Source organism: Burkholderia sp. Ax-1720 (genome assembly GCF_011753035.1).
Classification (GTDB): Bacteria; Pseudomonadota; Gammaproteobacteria; order Burkholderiales; family Burkholderiaceae; genus Burkholderia; species Burkholderia gladioli.
This window is the reverse complement of the sequence record NZ_VWWK01000135.1, coordinates 1-20,308: the sequence shown is the minus strand read 5'-3', so window position 1 is coordinate 20,308 and position 20,308 is coordinate 1. Positions and strand designations below refer to the sequence as shown.

The following is a 20,308-nucleotide window of genomic DNA, read 5'->3' as shown; positions in this document are numbered from 1 at the left end:
GCGCTGGCCGCCTTCGATCGCGTGCTCGCGCTCGCCCCGCTCACGCTCGACGCGCTCTGCAATCGCGGCGCCGCGCTGCGCGCGCTGGGCCGGCCGGCCGACGCGCTCGACAGCTACGAGCGCGCGCTGATGGTCGCGCCGCGTTCGTTCGAGTCGCTGTTCAACCGCGGCCTGGTGCTGCGCGATCTCGGCCGCCACGCCGATGCGCTGCTCTCCTTCGAGCGCGCCGCCGAGATCCAGCCGGGCATCGCCGCGATCCAGGCGATGCGCGGGCGCGGCCTGCTCGACCTGGGGCGGCCCGGCGAGGCGCTCGACGCCCTCAACGAGGTGATCGCCGGCGATCCCGGCCATCTCGACGCGCTTGGCGACAGCGCCGCGGCGCTGGAACAGCTCGGGCGCCTGGACGAGGCCATGGCGCGCTGCGAGCGCGTGCTGGCCGCGCAGCCGGGCCATCACGCCGCGCTGGCCTGCCGCGCCAACGTGCTGCTGCGCGCCGGGCGCGCCGACGAGGCGCTGGCCGGCTACGACGCGATCCTCGCGCGCGAGCCGCGTTCGCCGGCGGTGCTCTGCAATCGCGGCAACGCGCTGCGACTGCTGGCGCGGCATGAGGAAGCGCTGGAAAGTTACGATCGCGCGCTGGCGCTCGATCCTTCATTGGCAACTGCCGCCGAGGCGCGCCGGCAATTGATGGCGGACCGGGCGCGATGAATATCGGCGCGCAAACGTTCAATGCGACTCGATATTGCAATTGGATTCCGCCGGCGCGTATTTTCAGGCGACCCGGCGGAAATTCGGATTATCCATCCATAGGCCGCACTCGAATGACCGGCAATCCGATTAATCGCCAACTTAATACCTTCCCGCGCCGCACCAATAAAAAACCCGCCCGATCGGAGCGGGCGGGTTTCAATCGCTCGTCATGCGCGGCGAGTCGCGCCGCGCATGCAACCGGCACGCCTCATGCGGCCCGTTCGTTTTCCTGCAGCAGCCACTGGACCGCGACTTCCTGGTCCTCGACGCGATGGACCGTCTCGCCCTGCACGTAGGTATAGGACGCCTTGCCGGCGCGGCCCCACACGCTGTCGAGCTGGATCAGCAGTTCGGTGACGTGCGGCGCGCCCAGCAGCGGCGGAATCGCCGTGCCCTGCAGCGCATAGACCTGCTTGGCACCGCCGACGCCCAGCGAATGCACCGAGCCGTGGAAGGCCGATTGGTTGTGCAGCGGCGGGTTGGTGGCCTGGCTCAGCACGCCGTGGCCCGTCACCTGGCTGGTGCCCTGCGGCACGGTGAGGATGGCCTTGAGCAGCAGCCCGCCGGGCAGGCCCAGCTTGCCGATCGTGAAATTGCCGGTGTGATTGAAAGGATGAAGTTCTGCCATGATGGTCCCCGTAGGTGGTTGAATGGCGATTTTCGTTTTACCGCGTCATCCCCGAATTAATCGAGGACAATGGAAAATTAGCACGCGGGTTTTCACATCACCACTGACAGATTTACGAGGTTGAATCGTTAAAATCAAAAATTTATCGAATTCATAGGCGACGATTTGATTATCAAGATAATAGGAAGATATTTAATCGAGTCATTAATGGAGTCCGACTCGATCAGTTTTTTCCCAAATCCAGGGATTTGAATCGGAGCCAATGCAATCGGCCCGGCGCCTCCCGCCAGGGAAGCACCGGGCCGATCGTTTCCCGCCGCCGGGGCCTTGCGTCAGGCGAACTGCCGCTCCACGCGCGCCAGGCGCCCCGCGCCCCGCATCGCCGCCTCGGCCGGCCGCATCACCGCGTCCGACACCTCGAACACCGACACCGCCGCCTTCAACTGCTCGGTCTGCTGGTGCAGCGAGGAGGCCGCCGCGGCCGCCTCCTCCACCAGCGCGGCGTTCTGCTGGGTCATCTCGTCCATCTGCGCGACGGCCATGTTGACCTGCTCGATCCCCGCGCTCTGCTCGCGCGAGGAGGCGCTGATCTCCTCCATGGTCTGCGCCACGCGCGAAATGGTGGTCGAGACCTTGCCCATCGCCTCGCCGGCGTTCTCGACCAGCTCCGCGCCGCCGCGGATCAGCTCCACCGATTCGTTGATCAGCGCCTTGATCTCCTTGGCCGACTGCGCGCTGCGCTGCGCCAGGCCGCGCACCTCGCCCGCCACCACCGCGAAGCCGCGGCCCTGCTCGCCGGCGCGGGCCGCCTCCACCGCCGCGTTGAGCGCGAGGATATTGGTCTGGAAGGCGATGCCGTCGATCACCGAGATGATCTCGGCAATGCGGTCCGAGCTCTGCGCGATGCTGTGCATCTTGTCCACCACCTGGTTGACCACCTCGCTGCCCTGGGCGGTCGCCTCCAGCGCGCCGGCGGCCAGGCTGTTGGCCTCGCGCGCGTGCTCGGCGTTGTGGCGCACGGTGGAGGTCAGCTCCTCCATGCTCGAGGCGGTTTCCTCCAGCGAGGCGGCCTGGCTCTCGGTGCGCGCCGACAGGTCGGCGTTGCCGGTGGCGATCTCGTCGGCGCCCAGGTGGATCGCGTCGGCCGATTCGCGCACCAGCCTGACGGTGCCCGCCACGCTGGCCTGCATGTTGGCCAGGCCGGCGAACAGGTGGCCGATCTCGTTGCTGCCGCGCGCGGCGATCGGCGTGTCGAGCTTGCCGGCCGCGATCCGGTCGAAGTGGCGCCCCGCTTCCTCGAGCGGCGCGACCAGGCCGCGCCGCAGCCCGAGGTGGATGGCCGCCGTGACGGCGGCCAGGAACAGCAGGATCACCACGCCCACCAGCTTGAACAGCGACAGGCGCGCGTCGATCGCGTCGAGCGAGGCGCGCCCCGAGCTGCCCGCATAGGCCTCGAAGCCGCGCACCTCCTTCAGGTAGTTGTCCTGGAAGGACTGGGTGGGCTGGTCGAGGAAGGCCTGCACGTTGCCGGCATCGAGGAACTGCGCCAGCTCGCCGAGCGCGGCGTGGTACTTGCCGTAGCGATCCACCAGCTCGGCCGCGCCGGGCGCGGCGTGCTCGCCGCGGCTGGCCTCGGCGAAACGCGCGAAGCTCTGCTCGGCCGCGCCGAGCTGCTCGCGCGCGTGCTGCACGATGTCGGTCGGCTCCACGCCGCCCTTCACCATGCGCGTGCCGGCGCGCGAGAGATTGATGCGCGCGTCCATCAACTGCTGGGTGGCATCGGTGACGGACTTCATCTGCTCGACGGCCACGTTCGACAGTTCGATGACGTTGTCGTGCGTGCGCGTGAGCGCCCAGTAACCGAGCGCGGCCGTGACGAGCTGGAACGCGCAGAACGCGACCAGGACGCACAGCAAGCCGGTTGAAACCTTGATTTTGCTGAACATGCTAATTAACGGAATGAGCGTCGGGGGATCCGACGCTGCGTAACCGCGGTTAACGGCCCGCGCGCCAGCGGCTTGAATCGCAATTCGGGCCATGGCTTCGCCTCGTCGTTTCAAAAAGGCACCAGGAACGGGCAGACCCGCCCCACGAGGGCAAACCCCAATGACATCCGATCCCGACGACGTTTACTGTATCGATACACTAAATCGATACAGTGTCGAGCGACGGGCCGCGCCGATACCGGGACACCTTCAATCACGAACCAGCCCTGCCCGCTGCGCGGCAACGGCAACCAGGAGACACCACATGCAGTCGACTTCCCGCAGACGCTTCCTCCAGACCGCCTCGGCGGCATCGCTCGCGGCCGCGAGCCTCGGCCTGCCGGCCCTGGCGCGCGCCGATGCGCCCATCGCGCTGCGGCTGTCCTCGTCGATGCCGGCCAACGAGAACGCCGCGCATTACGTCTGGTACCAGCACCTGGCGGCGAACCTGAAGGCCAGCGTGGGCGACAGGATCCGCATCGACTTCTTCCCGAACAGCCAGCTCGGCAAGGAAAGCGACGTGGTGCAGCAGGTCAAGGTGGGCGCGGTGGACATGATGGTGTCGGGCTCCTCGATCTGGGCGACGGTGCTGCCCGAGCTCGGCATGCTCGACCTCGGCTACCTGTTCGACGGCTTCGACCACGTCGGCCGCGCCATGGACCGCTCGGTGGGCGCCTCCTTCGACAAGCTGCTGCAGCAGCGCGCCGGCTGCTCGGCGGTGGCCTGGGGCTATTCGTTCGGCGGGCGCAACGTGTTCACCAAGAAGCCGGTGCAATCGCTGCAGGACCTGAAGGGCCTGAAGCTGCGCGTGCTGCCCACGCCGGCCTTCATGGACACCTTCCGGCTGATGGGCGCGGTGCCCACCCCGATCCCGGTGGGCGAGCTCTACATGGCCGCGCAGACCGGCGTGGTGGACGGCTTCGAGCACGACTGCGCGACCGTGCTGGCCAGCAAGTTCGACGAGGTGGTGAAGTCCTGCTGGCAGACCCAGCACGTGTTCAGCCCGGTGGTGGCGGTGATGGGCCGCCGCGCGCTGGCCAAGATTCCCGAGGCGCTGCGCCCGGCCTTCCAGGCCGCCATGCAGGACGCCACCGCCAAGCAGCGCCAGGCCGCGATCCAGACCGCCGCCGCCGCCGAACAGCAACTGAAGCAGCACGGCATGCGCTTCACGCCGATGTCGCCGGCCGACCGCGATGCGGTGCGCCACACCATGCAGACCCAGCTCTACGCGAGCTTCTCGAAGCAGTACCCGGCCACCTCGCCGCTGTTCCAGGCCATCGCGGCCGCGCGGAGCTGAGGCCATGCGCGCACTGTCCACCTCGCCCGATCCCTCGGCGGCCTCGCCCGAACTCGCCGCGCCGGCCGCCGCCCGGGCCGGCACGCCGCTGGCGCGCGGCCTGGCCGCGCTGCTGCACGGCATCGAGTATTTCTGCGCGGCCGTGCTCGCGGCCGACGTGGCCGTGGTGTTCGTCTCGGTGATCTACCGCTACTTCCTGCACAACCCGGTGGACTGGGCCGAGGAGGTGGCGGGCGCGCTGATGATCGTGCTGGTGTTCTGCGGCGCGGCCAGCGTGCTGGCGCGCAGCCAGCACGTCGGCGTCGACCTGTTCCGCGGCATGCTGCCCGGGCGCTGGCAAGCCACCCTGGTGCAGGCCGGCCACTGGGTGATCGCCGCGGTGGCGGGCAACCTCTGCGTGTCCTCGGTGTTCCTGCTGCTCGATTCCTTCGGCCAGCAGACGCCCAGCGGCCTGCCCGCCTGCATCAACGTCTATCCGCTGGCGGCCGGCAGCGCCTTCATGACCGTGTTCGGCCTGGCCAATGCCCTGAACGGCCCGCGCCGCGAGGTGCTGCGCTCGCTGGTGCTGTGCCTGGCGGTGGCGGGTGCCGTGTTCGGCTGGAACGCGCTCGCGCCGGCCCACGCGATCGGCCCGGGCCTGCTGATGGCGGCCGGCTTCGTGGGCGGCCTGCTGCTGGGCGTGCCGATCGGCTTCGTGCTGGCCTTCTCGGCCCTGCTCTACTTCCTCGCCGAACCCTCGCTGCCGATGCTGGTCTACGCGCAGCAGGTGATGGCGGGCACCGATCACTTCGTGCTGCTGGCGATCCCCTTCTTCGTGCTGGCCGGCCTGCTGATGGAAAGCAACGGCATGTCCTCGCGCCTGATCGAGCTGCTGCTGCGCCTGTTCGGGCGCGTGCGCGGCGGCCTGGGCCTGATCACCATCATCGCCACCGCCTTCTTCTCGGGCGTGTCGGGCTCCAAGCTGGCCGATATCGCCGCGGTGGGCGGCGTGGTGATGCCGGCGGTGCGCCAGAGCCGCGAGGATCCCGACGAGGCCGCGGCGCTGCTGGCCGCCAGCGCGGTGATGGCCGAAACCATCCCGCCCTGCGTGAACATGATCATCATGGGCTTCGTCGCGAATATCTCGATCGCGGGGCTGTTCCTGGCCGGGGTGGTGCCGGCAGCGGTGCTGGCCGTCGCGCTGGCCGCGGTGACCGTGATCGCCGGGCGCCGCATCGACCTGGCCGCGGCGCTGCCCAACCCGCGCAACTGGCTGCCGCTGCTGGGCGGCGCGCTGGTGGCCCTGCTGATGATCACCATGATCGGCAAGGGCGTGACCTCGGGCATCGCCACCTCGACGGAAGTCTCGGCCTTCGCGGTGGTGTATGCGCTGCTGGTGGGCTGGCTGGCGTTCCGCGAGCTGAACCCGCGGCTGATCGTGCGCGTGTTCGTGCGCGCCGCCTCGATGGCCAGCAGCATCCTGTTCATCGTGGCGGCGGCCTCCAGCGTGTCCTTCGCGCTGACCATCGAGCAGGTGCCGATGCTGGTGTCCGATTCGATGATCGCCTTCGCGCACCAGTACGGGCCGACCATGTTCATCATTCTGTCGGTACTGCTGATGATCGTGTTCGGCGCGGTGCTGGAAGGCGCGCCGGCGCTGATCATCTTCGGCCCGCTGCTCACCCCGATCGCCATGCAGCTGGGCATCAACCCGCTGCACTTCGGCACCGTGATCGTGGTGGCGATGGGGCTGGGCCTGTTCGCGCCGCCCATCGGCCTGGGCCTGTTCGCGACCTGCGCGATCACCGGCACCGAGGTGAAGGCGGTGGCGCGCCCCATGCTCAAATATCTGGTGGTATTGTGCGCGGCTCTCGTGGTACTGATCCTGGTACCGTCGTTTTCCCTGTGGTTGCCGACCCGGCTCGGCCTGTAGCCGGTAACAAGATCCAGACATGAGCACCATTCAGGATGTCGCGCGCCAGGCCGGCGTGTCCGTCAGCACGGTATCGAACGTCCTCAACGGCCGCATCGACCAGATGCGCGAGGACACGCTGGCGCGCGTGCGGGCCGCGATGGAGGCGCTGCAGTATCGCCCCAGCAAGCTCGCGCGCCAGCTCAAGACCGGCCAGACGCCGCTGGTCGGCCTGCTGCTGCCCTCGATCGCCAACCCGATGTTCGGCTACATCGCGCGCGAGATCGAGACGCTCGCGCAGGAGCGCTACGGCCATCGCGTGCTGATCGGCAACACCTATCGCGACCCGCGCAAGGAAGCCTCGTTCTTCGAGGACCTGTTCTCGCAGGGCGTGCGCCGCGTGATCGTGCTCTCCTCGCTGGCCGACGAGGGCCACCTGGAGACCGCCGCCGCGCGCGGCATGGTGGTGGTCAGCTACGACCGCCGCGCGATCGACGGCGAACCCAGCCGCATCGACCACGTCACGCCCGACAACTTCGGCGCCGCGCGCCTGGCCACGCGCCACCTGATCGAGCACGGCCACACGCGGCTGGCCTACGCCACCCTGGCCGGCGTCACCATGAGCCGCCGCGACAAGATCGACGGCTTCCTGGCCGCCGCGGCCGAAGCGGGCCTGGCCGCCAGCGCGCGCGTGCTCGACAGCGGCCACGTGGACGAATACGGCGATTCGATGATCGCGCAGAACGGCCTGGAGCTGGCGCGCCGGCTCGCGCTCGACGCCGAGCGCCCGAGCGGCATCGTGGCCGTCAACGACCTGATGGCGCTGGGCCTGATGGCCGGCCTGCGCGAGGCGGGCCTGCGCGTGCCCGAGGATATTTCCGTGGTCGGCATGGACGGCCATTTCCTCGGCGCGATCTCGAACCCGGCGCTGACCACCGTGCAACTGCCGGTGCCGGCGATGGCCGCGGCGATGGTGGAGCGCGTGATGCGCGCCCCCGACAGCCCCCGCGAACACGAGCCCACGCTCTTTACGGACATCGCGCTCGTCGAGCGCGAATCGGTCGCGCGTCCGTCCCGGACCCGGCCTTAAAGGACTCTTCACATGACCCAGGTATTCGTGAGCCATCCGCGCTCGATGCTCGACCATTACTTCGGCGCGCACGCCACGGCCGCGCTGGGCGCGATCGCCGAGGCGCGCTTCAACCCCGAGGACCGCGAGCTGAGCACCGCGGAGCTGATCGAGGCGGCGCGCGATGCCGACATCATCATCGGCTATCGCCAGACGCCGGCGCCGCGCGCGCTGTTCGAGGCGCTGCCGGAGCTGCTGGCCTTCGCGCGCTGCGCGGTCGACATCCGCACCATCGACGTGGCCGCCGCCAGCGAGCACGGCGTGCTGATCACGCAGGCCAGCGCCGGCTTCATGGCCGCCGTCAGCGAGTGGGTGATCGGCGCGATGCTGGACCTGTCGCGTTCGACCACCGACTACGCCGCCGCCTACCGCCGCGGCGAGCGCCCGGTGCCGCGCATGGGCCGCGAGCTGCGCGGCGCCACGCTCGGCGTGATCGGCTACGGGCAGATCTCGCGCTATCTGTGCGAGCTGGCGCTGGCCTTCGGCATGCGCGTGGTGGTGGCCGACCCGTTCGCCACCGTCACCGACCTGCGCATGCACCAGGCCGGGCTCGAGGCCCTGCTCGGCGAGGCCGACTACGTGGTGTGCCTGGCGCCGGCCAATGCCGACACGGCGCAGTTGATGAACGCCGAGCGTTTCGCGGCGATGAAGCCCGGCGCGGTGTTCGTCAATGCGGCGCGCGGCGAGCTGGTGGACGAGGCGGCCCTGCTGGCCGCGCTCGACGGCGGCCGGCTCGGCGGCTGCGCGCTCGACGTCGGCATGGCCGCCGACCAGATGCCCTCCGCGCGGCTGGCCGCGCATCCGCTGGTGATCGCCACGCCGCACGTGGGAGGCCTCACGCCCGGCGCGATCGAGCACCAGTCGCTCGAGACCGTCGCCCAGGTCGAGGCGCTGCTGCAGGGGCGCATCCCCGCCGGCGCCGTGAATGCCGCCCATGCCACGCGCCTGGCGCGTCGCCAGCCGATCGAACTCCAGGAGCCGAACCGATGAGCCCCGTGCACGCGCTGGCAGGCGCCTGCGACTGCCATGTCCACGTCTACGACGACGCCTACCCGCTCGCCCCGAGCGCGACCTTCGTGCCGCCGCCGGCGCCCGCCACCGCCTATCGCGACATGCAGCGCGCGCTCGGCCTGTCGCGCGTGGTGGTGGTGCAGCCGACCGGTTACGGCACCGACAACCGCTGCACGCTGGCCGCGATCGAGCAGCTCGGCGACGGCGCGCGCGGCGTGGCGGTGGTGGAGCCCGGCGTGGACGACGAGGAACTGCAGCGCCTGCACGCGGGCGGCATGCGCGGGCTGCGCTTCATGATGCTGCGCGGCGGCGTGCTGGGCTGGGATGCGCTCACGCCGCTGGCCTCGCGCATCGCCGCGCTCGGCTGGCACATCAACCTGCAACTGGACGGCCGCACCCTGCCCGACTACGAGACGCTGCTCGCGCGCCTGCCCACGCGGCTGGTGATCGACCATCTCGGCAAGTTCCTCGGGCCGGTGGCCGCCGACGGCGAGGCCTTCGCGGCGCTGTGCCGGCTGCTCGACGGCGGGCGCTGCTGGATCAAGCTGTCGGCGCCCTATGAAAGCTCGCGCGAGGGGCCGCCCGCCTACCAGGACGTGGCCTGGATTGCGCGCGAGCTGGCCGCGCGTTATCCCGAGCGCTGCCTGTGGGCCTCGAACTGGCCGCATCCGAACGTGAAGCCGGTGCCCGACGACGCGGCCCTGCTCGACTGGGCGATCGGCAACCTCAGCAGCGCCGCCACGCTGGAGCGGATCCTGGTGACCAATCCGGCCGAGCTGTATGGGTTCGCGTCAGGCGACGGCGCGGCCTGAAGAAACTCGGGCGGCCACCCGATCGCGGTGGCCGCCGATCGGCATCGAATTAAAAAATTTACAAGCCCGATCCGCGCCTCGCATCTTCAATACCTCGATTTTCAATATGGAATAATTTACTCAAATCTATTTCCGAATTCGATAAAAAATACTTGATGCGAAATACGAATCGAATCGGCAATCCCCTCGGCGATACCACGTCAAAATCCGCAAAAATCAGGCTCATCAAGCATTTTCATCGAGTCGAATCGCTTTCAAAAGCATTTCAATTACGCTTTACACCACACTGAAAACAAGTAATCCCGAATCGAATAATCGGGATCGCCATTCCATTCACAAATATGACATCGGCCTTGAATCAAGATAACGCCATCTTGAATTCGAACATAATCACAGGTCGGCAAAATGAAAGAATCGAGGGTTCTGGTGGTGCTGGCCGCGCTGCTGATGCTGGCCGGCTGCGACAAGGGAAATCCGGCCGGCGCCGCGTCCTCGCGGCAGGATTTCGCGGCGCTCTCGCTGCACCCGGCCGATAACGCGGGCGGCGCCAACCGCTTCGGCACCGCGCCCGATTCCGGCGCCCCCGGCACGGCCCCCGCCGCCGCGCCGCCCATCGCCGACGCGCCGCACGACAGCTCGCCGATCGACCCGCCCTCGCCGGCCATCGCGATGTCGGCCGGCGTGACCGAAACCGTCGATCCGCCGCGCGCCGCCCGGGCGCTGGCGCCAATCATCGATCCCGGCCACGGCGAGTCCGCCTGGCTGGCCGCCGAGCAATCCACCCCGGTCGTCCACTACCCGCCCGAGCCCGCGGCGGACGCCAGCAACTGACCGGCACCGAAGTCCTCAGCAGTCCTGGCAGTTCCCAGCAGTTCGCCAATAGAAAGCCGCCCACAAACGTATCACCGTATCTCTCACGAGAGGCCCTACCATGTCTACCTACAATCGACGACGCTTCCTGCAGACCGCCGCCTCGACGGCCGGCGCAGCCGCTGCCCTGACGGTGTTCCCCGATGCGATCCGCAAGGCGCTCGCCATTCCGGCGGCTTCCGGCACGGGTTCGATCCAGGACGTGCAGCACGTCGTGGTGCTGATGCAGGAAAACCGCTCGTTCGACCATTACTTCGGCCACCTGCGCGGCGTGCGCGGCTACAACGACCGCTTCCCGATCCCCCTGGCCAGCGGCCAGCCGGTCTGGTTCCAGCCGTCCAAGGCCAACCCGCAGACGCCGGTGCTGCCGTTCCGCTACAACGTCAACAAGATCAGCGAGTGCCTGGGCGACCTGGACCACAGCTGGTACCCGACCCACAACGCGATCAACAACGGCCGCATGGACGCCTGGCCGGCCAACAAGTCCGACCTGACGATGGGCTACCACGTGCGCGAGGACATCCCGTTCCACTACGCGCTGGCCGACGCGTTCACGATCTGCGATCACTATTTTTGCTCGATGCCGGGGCCGACCCACCCGAACCGCACCTACCTGATGACCGGCATGGTGGACCCGACCGGCAAGCAGGGCGGCCCGCTGCTGGACAACAACGACGCGGTCGACAACGACCTGCCGCCGAAGTGGGACCTGCTGACCTGGACCACCTACCCGGAGCGCCTGCAGGCCGCCGGCATCTCCTGGCAGCTCTACCAGCAGGGCGTGAACGGCAACGATCCGGTGAACGGCAACTACGGCACCAACATGCTGCCGAACTTCGCCAACTTCATCAACGCGCCGGCCGGCTCCGCGCTGCAGACGCGCGGCAACGCGGTGCGCACCCTGGTCGACCTCAAGAACGACGTGCTGGCCAACAAGCTGCCGCAGGTCTCCTGGCTGTGCCCGCCGGCGATCTATTCCGAGCACCCGAGCTACACGCCGGCCTACGGCGCGACCTACATCGCCCAGATCCTCGACGCGCTGACCGCGAACCCGGATGTGTGGAGCAAGACCGCCTTCTTCCTGATGTACGACGAGAACGACGGCTTCTTCGACCACATCGCCCCGCCGCAACCGCCGACCAACCGCGCCCAGGGCCTGTCGACGGTGGACGTGAGCGCCGAGATCCACAACGTGGTGAACCCGCTGCGCGGCGGCAGCTACACGGCCGACAACCTGCCCTACGGGATGGGCCCGCGCGTGCCGATGATCGTGATCTCGCCCTGGACCAAGGGCGGCTACGTCAACTCGCAGGTGTTCGACCACACCTCGGTGATCCGCTTCATCGAGCAGCGCTTCGGCGTGATGGAGCCGAACATCACCCCGTGGCGCCGCGCCGTGTCGGGCGACCTGCTGAGCTGCTTCGACTTCAGCACGCCGGACGCCGCGTTCCCGACGCTGCCCAACACCAGCAACTACCAGGCGATGTCCGACGCGTCCTGCCAGAACCCCAAGGCGGTGGTGCCGGCGGTGCCGAGCCCCACCTCGATCAAGGAACAGGAAACCGGCGTGCGCGCCGCGCGCGCCCTGCCCTACGAGCTGCACGCCAACGGTCGCGAAGTCAGCAAGGACAACGAATTCCAGATCAACTTCTCGAACACGGGCAAGGTGGGCGCGAGCTTCTACGTGTACTCGACCAACCGCAGCGACGGCCCGTGGCGCTACACGGTGGAGGCCGGCAAGTCGATCGCCGACACCTTCAACCTGGCCGGCACGGACGGCGTCTACAACTTCCTGGTGTATGGCCCGAACGGTTTCGTGCGCCAGTTCGTCGGCGCGATCCCGCAGGACAAGAAGACCCAAAACAAGTCGGCCAAGCCGGTGGTGGTGGTGGGCTACGACGCGGCCAACGGCAACGTCATGCTGAAGATCAGCAACAAGGGCGCCAAAGCCGTGAAGCTGTCCGTCACGGATAACGCCTACGGCGCGCAGACGCGCCACTTCTCGATCCCCTCGGAAGGTTTCGTCGAGGAAGTCTGGACGCTCAAGCACAGCCACCAGTGGTACGACCTGAGCGTCTCCGACGGCGCGGCCTTCGCCTGGCGCGCCGCCGGCCACGTGGAGAACGGCAAGAGCAGCTTCAGCGATCCGGCCGCCACGCAGGTGGTGACCGAGCTGCCGAGCTCGATCACTGCCTCGCCGACGGCGATCGCGATGCAGGACCTGGACCTGCCGGACATGCTCGACGCCTGAGCGCTCGGGCCAGCCCGCCACGCCGGCCCCGCTCGCGCGGGGTCGGTCAGGGACGCCACCGGCACCGCGTGCCGGTGGCGTCGCCGTTTCAGATCACGTGCAGCACGCCGCAGACGAACACCGTCGCGGCCGCCAGGATCGCCACGCCGAAAACCAGGCCGGCCAGGTGCGCGCCGAGCAGGCGCCAGGCCAGCGCGGCTTCGCTGTCGCTCTCGTGCTCGTTCTCGTGCTCGCCGCTCGCCCGGGCACGGCCGGCGTGATCGGTCTTTCGCAGGGATTCGCCGGTGCAGGCCATGGTTCGCGAACTCAGCCCGCCGTGGCTTCGGCAAGCGCGGCATCGCCCCCGCCAACCAGCCATTTGTCGAAGCGATAACCGGGTTCCACGTCCTCGCCGAAATCGTGCGCGTAGAACAGCCGATAACCGCTGCTCCGGTACAAGCCGATCGCCTCGGGCTGGCGCGGCCCCGTGCTGAGGTAGACGCGCGTGTAGCCGAGCGCCAGCGCGCGCCGCTCCAGCTCGACCAGCACGCGCCGCGACAAGCCCTGCCCGCGATGCTCGCGGGCCACCCAGATGCGCTTGAACTCGGTGGTGCCGGCGTCGGCGTGAGGCATGAAGGCGCCGCCCGCGATCGCGACGCCCTCGCGCAGCAGCAGCACCAGCGCGCCGAGCGGCGGCTCGAAATGCTCGGGCGGATAGCGCACGAACTCCTCGCGCAGCGCCTCGGGATCGACCAGCCCGGCGTAGCGGCTGCCGTATTCGTAGGCCAGTTCCTCGAACAGCGGCCGCGCGCGCGGATCGACGACGCTCACGCCGACAAACACCTCGCCCGCGCCCGAACGCGCCACCTCTCGCGCCGCCGGCGCCTCGCTCGCTGACACGCTCATCCCAAGCCCCCTCCTCGCTGACGCATCACAACACCTTCGACAGGAAATCGCGCGTGCGCGGATGGGTCGGCTCGACCAGCACGCGCGAGGGCGGCCCCGATTCGAGCACGCGGCCGCCGTCCATGAACACGATGGTGTCGGCCACCTCGCGCGCGAAGCCGATCTCGTGCGTGACGATCAAGAGCGTGGTGCCCGAGTTCGCCAGCTGGCGGATCACGTCGAGCACCTCCTTGACCAGTTCGGGATCGAGCGCCGAGGTGGGCTCGTCGAACAGCAGCACCTTGGGCTTGAGCGCCAGCGCCCGCGCGATCGCCACGCGCTGCTGCTGGCCGCCCGAAAGCTGGCGGGGCCAGGCCTCGGCCTTGTCGGCCAGCCCGACGCGTGCCAGCAGCGCGCGCGCCTCGCGCTCGGCGCGCTCGCGCGGCACGCCGGCCGCCAGCGGCGCCTCCACGAGGTTGTCGAGCACGTTCAGGTGCGCAAACAGGTGGAAGCCCTGGAACACCATGCCGACGCTGCCGCGCCGGCGCAGGATCTCGCCCTCCCGCAGCTCGCGCAGCGTGTCGCCGTCGCGGCGATAGCCGACCAGCTCGCCGTCGATCTCGATGAAGCCGTCGTCGAGGCGCTCGAAGTGGTTGATCGAGCGCAGCAGCGTGGACTTGCCCGAGCCCGACTGGCCGAGGATCACCGTCACGCTGCCCGGCGCCACGCTCAGCGAGAGGCGATCGAGCACGGTGTTGGCGCCGTAGCGCTTGGACACCTGGTGGATGCGCACCGCGCCGCCCGCGCGGCGTTCGGCCCAGCTCGCGACCGACGCGGCATCGACATCGGCTTGCGCCGTGGCGATGTCGCGCGCACGGCCGGCCCGGCGCGCGCCGGCAATCAGCCCCCGCAGCAAGGCCGCGAGCCGCGACGGCGCCACGCCCTCGCGGTTCGCGCCGCGCGAGAAATGCCGCTCCACCAGCCCCTGCAGGGCCGACAAGCCGGTGAGGATCACCAGGTACCAGACGGTGGCCACCATCAGCAGCGGAATCACCTCCAGGTTGCGGTGGTAGATGATCTGCACGGTATAGAACAGGTCCGGCATGGCGAGGATGTAGACCACCGAGGTGCTCTTGGCCAGGCCGACCAGGTCGTTGAAGGCCGCGGGCAGGATGCTGCGCATCGCCTGGGGCAGGATGATGCGGCGGATCTGCCTGCCGCGCGGCAGGCCCAGCGCGGCGGCGGCCTCGCGCTGGCCGTGGTCGACCGACAGCAGCCCGCCGCGGATCGCCTCGGCCGAGAACGCGGCCTGGCTCAGCGTGAGGCCGATCGCGGCCGCCAGGAAGGGCGTGACGAGCCCGTTGGTGGGCGCATCGAGCAGCACATGCCCGGTGAAGGGCACGGCGATATGCACCGTCTCGTAGAGATAGCCGAGGTTGTTCAGCAGGAGCAGCAGCACGATCAGCGGGATCGAGCGGAACAGCCAGATGTAGCCCCAGGCCAGCGCACGCAGCAGCGGCGAGACGGACAGGCGCGCCAGCGCCACCGGCAGCGCCAGCGCGAAGCCGGCCGTGCCGCCCACCAGGGTCAGCACCAGGGTCTTGGCGAGCCCGTCGAGCACCGGCGCCGCGAAGAACCACTGCGCGAACACGCCCCATTCCCAGCGCGGGTTGCCGAGCACGGAATCGAGCACCAGCGCCAGCAGCGCGAACGCCAGCACGCTGCCGGCGATGCGCCCCAGGCGCCGGTTCGGCACGATGCGCAGGTGCCGGTAGTCGTCGGGCGCGCCCGCCTCGCCGAGGGTGCCCGCGCCGAGCGGGAGGGCCGCGATGTTCCGGGAGCTGTCGTTCATGATCTGGACTCCTTCGGGCTCAGGCGGCGGCGTGATCGGCGGCCTGGCGGGCGTGCCGGCTCTCGCGGCGCGGCAGGCCGAGATGGTCGCGCAAGGTCTGCCCGGTCAGCTCGCGCTGGTAGCGCCCGCGCGCTTCCAGCGCCGGAATCACGTGGCGCACGAAGTCGTCGAAGCCTTCGGCCTGCACCGGGAAGCCGAGGATGAAGCCATCGGCCGCGCCGGCGTCGAACCAGCGTATCAGCTCCTCGGCGATGCTCTCGCCGGTGCCGATGAACTGCGCCTTGGGCGTGGTCACGTCGAGCGCCACCTGGCGCAGCGTCGCGCCGCTCGCCCTGGCCTCGGCCTTGATGCGGTCGGTGGTGGAGCGGAAGCTGTTGCGGCCGATCTCGCCGAGCTCGGGGAACGGCGCGTCGAGCGGGTACTGGCGGAAATCGTGATGGTCGAAGAAGCGGCCCAGGTAGGCCAGCGCCTCGTCGATGCCGACCAGCTCGCGGATCGCGCGATGCTTGGCCTCGGCCTCCTCGCGGGTGGCGCCGACGATCGGCCCGATGCCCGGGTAGAGCTTCACGTCGCCGGCCGCGCGGCCGTGCCGGACGGCGCTGGCGCGCACGCGCTCGGCGAATTCGCGGGTCTCTTCCAGCGAGGGCGAATGGGTGAACACCGCGTCGGCGTACTTGCCGGCCAGGTCGATGCCGGCATCCGACGAGCCGGCCTGGAAGATCACCGGCTGCCCTTGCGGCGAGCGCTGGATGTTCAGCGGCCCCGCCACCTCGAAGAAGCGCCCCTTGTGGTCGAGCGTGTGCAGCTTGTCGCGATCGAAGAAGCGGCCGCTGGCGCGCTCGCGCACGAAGGCATCGTCGTCCCAGCTGTCCCACAGGCCCTGCACCACCTCCAGGTACTCGTCGGCGATCTCGTAGCGCAGCGCGTGATCGGGATGCTGGCCGCCGTAGTTCTTCGCCGAGCCTTCCAGCGGCGAGGTCACCACGTTCCAGCCGGCGCGCCCGCCGCTCAGCAGGTCGAGCGACGCGAACTGCCGCGCCACCGTGAACGGGTGGCTGTACGAGGTCGACAGCGTGCCGGCCAGGCCCAGTTTGGTGGTCGCCACGGCCAGCGCGGACAGCACCGAGATCGGCTCGAAGCGGTTCAGGAAGTGCGGGATCGAGCGCTCGTTGATATAGAGGCCGTCGGCCACGAAGGCGAAGGCGATGCCGTTGGCCTCCGCCTCGCGCGCGATGCGCGTGAGAAAGCCGAAGTTGACGCTCGCGTCGGCCGGGCCGGACGGGTGCCGCCAGGCGTTCATATGGCCGCCCGCGCCATGCAGCATGATGCCGAAGCTGAGGTTTTTCCGGGTCATGTCGAGATCCGCAATCAGTTGAACGAAGCACAAGGTGAAAGGCGCCGCTCGCGCGACGCCGCAGTTTTCCGGCTCAGGCCGGCACCGTATCCAGCGCGCCGGCGATCGCCTCGATCGAGGCCAGGCGCCTGGCGTGTTCGGCCACCGGCGTGTCGATCACGAACTCCTCGATGCCGAAGCGCCGGTGCAGTGCGTCGAGTTCGGCGCGGATCTCCTCGCCGGTGCCGGCCGCCGCATGCGGGCGCAGTTCCTCGAGCCGGTAGTCGCTGGCGCCCACCTGCGCCGCATAGGCGGCCGCCGCCGCTTCATTGGGCAGGTTCACGGCCTGCCCGTCGGGCAGGTGCAGCTTGACGATGCGCAGCGCACCCAGCGCGTCGCGCGCCGCCTCGCCCGATTCGGCCGCGTAGGCGTAGAGCGCCAGCAAGGGCGCGCGGCCGCTGGCCTCGCGATAGGCCTCGATCGAGCGCTCGATGTTCGCCACGTCGCCGTTGAAGTGGCCGGCATAGCAGAACTGCCAGCCGTGGCGCGCCGCCAGCTTCGCGCTCGACGGGCTGCCGCCCAGCAGCACGCGCTGCGGCGCCTCGCCAGGCTGCGGGAAGGCTTGCGCGCCGGCCAGCGCGGGATCCTCGCTCGCGCCCTTGCTCACGAAACCGTCGAGCTCGGCGAACAGCGCCTCGAACGACGTGCGTGTCGCGCGATCGTGCCGGGCCTGCAGCGCGCGCGTGGTGGCCGGCAGCCCGCCCGGCGCCTTGCCGATGCCGAGATCGACGCGGCCCGGCGCCAGCGCGGCCAGCAGCCGGAAGGTCTCGGCCACCTTGAAGGGGCTGTAGTGCTGCAGCATCACGCCGCCCGAGCCGATGCGGATCGAGGAGGTGACGGCCAGCAGGTGCGCGATCAGCACCTCGGGCGCCGAGCTGGCCAGCGCGGGCGAGCCATGGTGCTCGGCCACCCAGAAGCGCCGGTAGCCGAGCGCCTCGGCGCGCCGCGCCAGGCGCAGCGTGGCCTGCAGGGCCTCGGCCGCGGTGCCACCCTCGGGGATCGGGCTCTTGTCGAGAAGCGAAACGGTATAGCTCATGATTGCGGGTTCCAATCCGGGAGCGGGCCCGGCGGGAAGTTTGGATGTCGCCCGACATCGGCGAGGCATCCATCGATTATGGTCAGTCGCGCGGCGCGCCGTTCGAGCAATTCCTGCGATGCATATGACGAAAAGCTCAGAACGCGTAACGCAGGCGCGCGTAGTAGAAACCGCCGTTCGCGCCGATGGTGGCCGCCGCCGAGTCGTAGCGGATCCCTTCCAACTGCGCCTCGTAGGGCAGCTCAGAAGGCTTCGCGTCGAACAGGTTGATGGCGCCCAGCGCGACCTGGAACCGCTTGGTGAGGTCGTAGCGGACCTCGATATCGGTGGTGTATTTCGCGGCGTTCCGGAAACGCAGGAACTGCGTGGTCGAGAAGGCATTCGGGCCGACGATGTAGGTTTCCTCGCTGGTGGTGGGGCCGAATCGCGTCTCGTGGATCGTCACGGCCCACTTGTCGCGATGCCAGGTGCCGCCGACGATCACGCGGTTCTTCGGCGTGGAGGTGGTGAGCCAGGCGATCTGCTGCGCGTTGAGCTGCGGCGCGCCGCTGGCGGTGGTGCCGGCGCGCGTCACCGAGGTGGTGTTGAAGTTCACGCCGAGGTCCCAGTCCACCTGGCCGTAGGCGCCGAAGCCGGTATGCCAGGTACCCGTCAGGTCGAGGCCGCGGGTGCGCGTGTCGGCGCCGTTGGTGAAGTAGCTGGCCGAGACGGACGAGGCCGGCACGCTGCCCGGCACCGACAGGCCGGCCGCCTGCAGCGCGGCGATGGCGGCCGTGCCCGAGGCGGTACCGCCCTCCACGATGCGGTCGCGGATGTCGATCTGGTAGGCGTCGATCGCCAGGTTCAGGTCGCGGGTGGGCGTCAGCACCAGGCCGAGGTTGAAGTTGGTGGATTTCTCCGATTTCAGCGGCTGCGCGCCGATCAGCCGGGCCGCGCCCGAATTGGCGGCCAGCAGCCCGTTGGCCGAGGCCGGCGAGACGTTGACGTTGGTGTAGTTCTCCTCGGCCAGCGAGGGCGCGCGAAAACCGGTGCTGACGCTGCCGCGCACGGCCAGCGCCGGCGAGAACTGGTAGCGCGTGGCGAGCTTGCCGTTGGCGGTATCGCCCACGTCGCTGTAGTGCTCGAAACGGCCGGCCAGGTCGATCTTCCAGCGCGGCGTGATCAGCGTCGAAAGATCCACATAGGTGCCGAGCACGTCGCGCGAGGAACGGCTCGCGCTGACCGGCGCCAGCCCCGGCAGCGCCTGCGCGCCGCCCAGCAGGTAGGAGGCCTCGTCGCCGGGCGAGACGCTGTAGGTCTCGTGGCGCTGCTCCAGGCCGAAGGACACCGACAGCGGCGCCGGCAGCAGCGGCAGGCGCAAGGCGCGCGACAGGTCGAGGTTGTTGGTCAACTGGGTGCTGCTGACCGTCGACAGGTGGAAGCCGGTGGGCGTATTGCCCTGCGTGCCGTACAGGCCCGTGTTGGCGGAATCGAGCAGGCCGAAGGATTCGTAGTTGCCGCCGTAGGTCGAGCTGAGATCCCAGCTGAAGCCGAACAGGTTCTCGCCCTTGATGCCGGCGGTGACCGAGAAGTCGTTCTCGTTGACGGTCTCGACCGGCGAGAAGCCGTTCGGGTAGACGGCCGGCAGCACCGTGCCGGGCCGGAAGTTCTGGTAGGCCTCGCCGCGCCGGTGCGCATAGGTGCCGAAGCCGTACAGCTCGACCGAATCGCCGAGGTGGTAGCCGGCATTGAAGCCCACCGAGGTCCGGGTGCTGGCCGGGTCGCCTTCGATCGGGTTGGCGTAGCCCTGCCCCGGCGCGAAGCGGCCGAAATAGTCGTCGGGGCCGGTGCGCACCGTGTGGTTCTGCCACGAGAAATCGGCGGCCAGGTCGAGGAAGCCGTTGCCGCCCAGGTTGAAGCCCGCCACGGCCGATTCGTTGTTGCGGAAGCCGTCGCCGGCATAGGTCTGGCCGTTGCTCGACTCGACCGAGCCGCCGCGCGAGTTGCGTCGCAGGATGATGTTGATCACGCCTGCGATCGCATCCGAGCCGTATTGCGCGGCCGCGCCGTCGCGCAGGATCTCGATATGGTCGATCAGCGCCACCGGGATGGTGGAGATGTCGACGCCGGTGGAACCCTGGTTCAGGCCGCCGTCCAGCGAGATGTTGGCCGTGGTGTGGCGGCGCTTGCCGTTCACCAGCACCAGCACGTGGTCGGGCGTGAGGCCGTGCATCGACAGCACGTCGGTCAGCACCGCCGTGTCGCCCGCATAGGACTCGCGCGTGATCGAGGGCGAGAGCCGCACCAGCGCGTCGCGCAGGTTGGCCGCGCCGGTCTGCTGCAGTTGCGCGCCGCCGATCACGTCAACCGGCGTGAGGCTCTGGCTGGCGCGGGTTTGCGTGCGCGCGCCGGTCACCACCACGGCGTCCTGGCGCACCGTGACGGGCGCGCCGCTTGCCGTGCCTGCCGTCGCGCCCGCCGTCGCGCCCGCAGTCGCTCCGATTACCGCGGGCGTCACGCCAGCGTCGGGCGCCGCGTGCACGGCAGGCACGGCAGGCGC

Annotated in this window: 16 protein-coding genes; 8 read left to right on the top strand and 8 right to left on the bottom strand. The window is 69.3% G+C overall.

Annotated elements, in window-relative coordinates:
* The coding region (locus F3J18_RS27380; protein WP_166915264.1) for a tetratricopeptide repeat protein at window positions 1–708 on the top strand (708 nt) is incomplete at its 5' end.
* Window positions 709–958: 250 nt separating this feature from the next.
* Here F3J18_RS27380 and F3J18_RS27375 read toward each other — a convergent pair.
* Both F3J18_RS27375 and F3J18_RS27370 read right to left on the bottom strand, forming a co-directional pair.
* Entirely contained in the window at window positions 959–1,378 is a 420-nt protein-coding gene (locus F3J18_RS27375; RefSeq protein WP_025101048.1) for a DUF1842 domain-containing protein, read from the bottom strand.
* Window positions 1,379–1,710: 332 nt separating this feature from the next.
* Window positions 1,711–3,324, bottom strand: coding sequence for a methyl-accepting chemotaxis protein (locus F3J18_RS27370; RefSeq protein WP_166915262.1), 1,614 nt, complete (start codon window positions 3,322–3,324; stop codon window positions 1,711–1,713).
* 304 nt (window positions 3,325–3,628) lie between these two features.
* On the opposite strand from F3J18_RS27370, the gene F3J18_RS27365 reads away from it, so the two are divergent.
* The 7 genes from F3J18_RS27365 to F3J18_RS27335 all read left to right on the top strand — a co-directional run bounded on the left by F3J18_RS27365 (window position 3,629) and on the right by F3J18_RS27335 (window position 12,624).
* Entirely contained in the window at window positions 3,629–4,660 is a 1,032-nt protein-coding gene (locus F3J18_RS27365) for a TRAP transporter substrate-binding protein (RefSeq protein WP_166915260.1), read from the top strand.
* 4 nt (window positions 4,661–4,664) lie between these two features.
* Window positions 4,665–6,572, top strand: a complete 1,908-nt coding sequence (locus tag F3J18_RS27360) for a TRAP transporter large permease subunit (protein ID WP_166915258.1) — start codon at window positions 4,665–4,667, stop codon at window positions 6,570–6,572.
* 19 nt (window positions 6,573–6,591) lie between these two features.
* The gene (locus tag F3J18_RS27355; protein WP_025101044.1) at window positions 6,592–7,641 is read left to right on the top strand and encodes a LacI family DNA-binding transcriptional regulator; all 1,050 of its coding nucleotides are present in this window, start codon (window positions 6,592–6,594) and stop codon (window positions 7,639–7,641) included.
* Between the two features lie 12 nt (window positions 7,642–7,653).
* Window positions 7,654–8,670, top strand: coding sequence for a hydroxyacid dehydrogenase (locus tag F3J18_RS27350; protein ID WP_025101043.1), 1,017 nt, complete (start codon window positions 7,654–7,656; stop codon window positions 8,668–8,670).
* The gene (locus F3J18_RS27345; RefSeq protein WP_166915256.1) at window positions 8,667–9,503 is read left to right on the top strand and encodes an amidohydrolase family protein; all 837 of its coding nucleotides are present in this window, start codon (window positions 8,667–8,669) and stop codon (window positions 9,501–9,503) included. Before F3J18_RS27350 ends, F3J18_RS27345 begins: the two co-directional genes overlap by 4 nt.
* Before the next feature lie 405 nt (window positions 9,504–9,908).
* Window positions 9,909–10,334, top strand: coding sequence for a hypothetical protein (locus F3J18_RS27340; protein ID WP_025101041.1), 426 nt, complete (start codon window positions 9,909–9,911; stop codon window positions 10,332–10,334).
* A gap of 100 nt (window positions 10,335–10,434) precedes the next feature.
* Window positions 10,435–12,624, top strand: a complete 2,190-nt coding sequence (locus F3J18_RS27335) for a phospholipase C, phosphocholine-specific (RefSeq protein ID WP_166915254.1) — start codon at window positions 10,435–10,437, stop codon at window positions 12,622–12,624.
* Window positions 12,625–12,712: 88 nt separating this feature from the next.
* Here F3J18_RS27335 and F3J18_RS27330 read toward each other — a convergent pair whose 3' ends face one another.
* The 6 genes from F3J18_RS27330 to F3J18_RS27305 form a co-directional block, all read right to left on the bottom strand.
* Window positions 12,713–12,919: a hypothetical protein gene (locus F3J18_RS27330; RefSeq protein WP_166915252.1), complete on the bottom strand. Its 207-nt coding sequence runs from the start codon at window positions 12,917–12,919 to the stop codon at window positions 12,713–12,715.
* 11 nt (window positions 12,920–12,930) lie between these two features.
* Complete coding sequence (locus F3J18_RS27325; RefSeq protein ID WP_166915250.1) at window positions 12,931–13,509, bottom strand: GNAT family N-acetyltransferase; 579 nt, start codon at window positions 13,507–13,509, stop codon at window positions 12,931–12,933.
* Window positions 13,510–13,534: 25 nt separating this feature from the next.
* Entirely contained in the window at window positions 13,535–15,340 is a 1,806-nt protein-coding gene (locus F3J18_RS27320; RefSeq protein WP_166915248.1) for an amino acid ABC transporter permease/ATP-binding protein, read from the bottom strand.
* Window positions 15,341–15,359: 19 nt separating this feature from the next.
* The gene (locus F3J18_RS27315; protein WP_166915246.1) at window positions 15,360–16,694 is read right to left on the bottom strand and encodes an LLM class flavin-dependent oxidoreductase; all 1,335 of its coding nucleotides are present in this window, start codon (window positions 16,692–16,694) and stop codon (window positions 15,360–15,362) included.
* Between the two features lie 73 nt (window positions 16,695–16,767).
* Entirely contained in the window at window positions 16,768–17,769 is a 1,002-nt protein-coding gene (locus F3J18_RS27310; RefSeq protein ID WP_025101036.1) for an LLM class flavin-dependent oxidoreductase, read from the bottom strand.
* 136 nt (window positions 17,770–17,905) lie between these two features.
* Window positions 17,906–20,299 (bottom strand): TonB-dependent receptor, encoded by a 2,394-nt coding sequence (locus F3J18_RS27305; RefSeq protein ID WP_345892531.1) that lies wholly within the window; start codon window positions 20,297–20,299, stop codon window positions 17,906–17,908.
* Window positions 20,300–20,308: the final 9 nt, after the last annotated feature.

Bases quoted from the DNA above. Each gene is read 5' to 3' on its own strand.
- F3J18_RS27330 (WP_166915252.1), bottom strand. From the start codon at position 12,919: ATGGCCTGCACCGGCGAATCCCTGCGAAAGACCGATCACGCCGGCCGT.
- F3J18_RS27310 (WP_025101036.1), bottom strand. From the start codon at position 17,769: ATGAGCTATACCGTTTCGCTTCTCGACAAGAGCCCGATCCCCGAGGGT.
- F3J18_RS27335 (WP_166915254.1), top strand. From the start codon at position 10,435: ATGTCTACCTACAATCGACGACGCTTCCTGCAGACCGCCGCCTCGACG.
- F3J18_RS27370 (WP_166915262.1), bottom strand. From the start codon at position 3,324: ATGTTCAGCAAAATCAAGGTTTCAACCGGCTTGCTGTGCGTCCTGGTC.
- F3J18_RS27360 (WP_166915258.1), top strand. From the start codon at position 4,665: ATGCGCGCACTGTCCACCTCGCCCGATCCCTCGGCGGCCTCGCCCGAA.
- F3J18_RS27375 (WP_025101048.1), bottom strand. From the start codon at position 1,378: ATGGCAGAACTTCATCCTTTCAATCACACCGGCAATTTCACGATCGGC.
- F3J18_RS27365 (WP_166915260.1), top strand. From the start codon at position 3,629: ATGCAGTCGACTTCCCGCAGACGCTTCCTCCAGACCGCCTCGGCGGCA.
- F3J18_RS27315 (WP_166915246.1), bottom strand. From the start codon at position 16,694: ATGACCCGGAAAAACCTCAGCTTCGGCATCATGCTGCATGGCGCGGGC.
- F3J18_RS27320 (WP_166915248.1), bottom strand. From the start codon at position 15,340: ATGAACGACAGCTCCCGGAACATCGCGGCCCTCCCGCTCGGCGCGGGC.
- F3J18_RS27325 (WP_166915250.1), bottom strand. From the start codon at position 13,509: ATGAGCGTGTCAGCGAGCGAGGCGCCGGCGGCGCGAGAGGTGGCGCGT.
- F3J18_RS27340 (WP_025101041.1), top strand. From the start codon at position 9,909: ATGAAAGAATCGAGGGTTCTGGTGGTGCTGGCCGCGCTGCTGATGCTG.
- F3J18_RS27355 (WP_025101044.1), top strand. From the start codon at position 6,592: ATGAGCACCATTCAGGATGTCGCGCGCCAGGCCGGCGTGTCCGTCAGC.
- F3J18_RS27345 (WP_166915256.1), top strand. From the start codon at position 8,667: ATGAGCCCCGTGCACGCGCTGGCAGGCGCCTGCGACTGCCATGTCCAC.
- F3J18_RS27350 (WP_025101043.1), top strand. From the start codon at position 7,654: ATGACCCAGGTATTCGTGAGCCATCCGCGCTCGATGCTCGACCATTAC.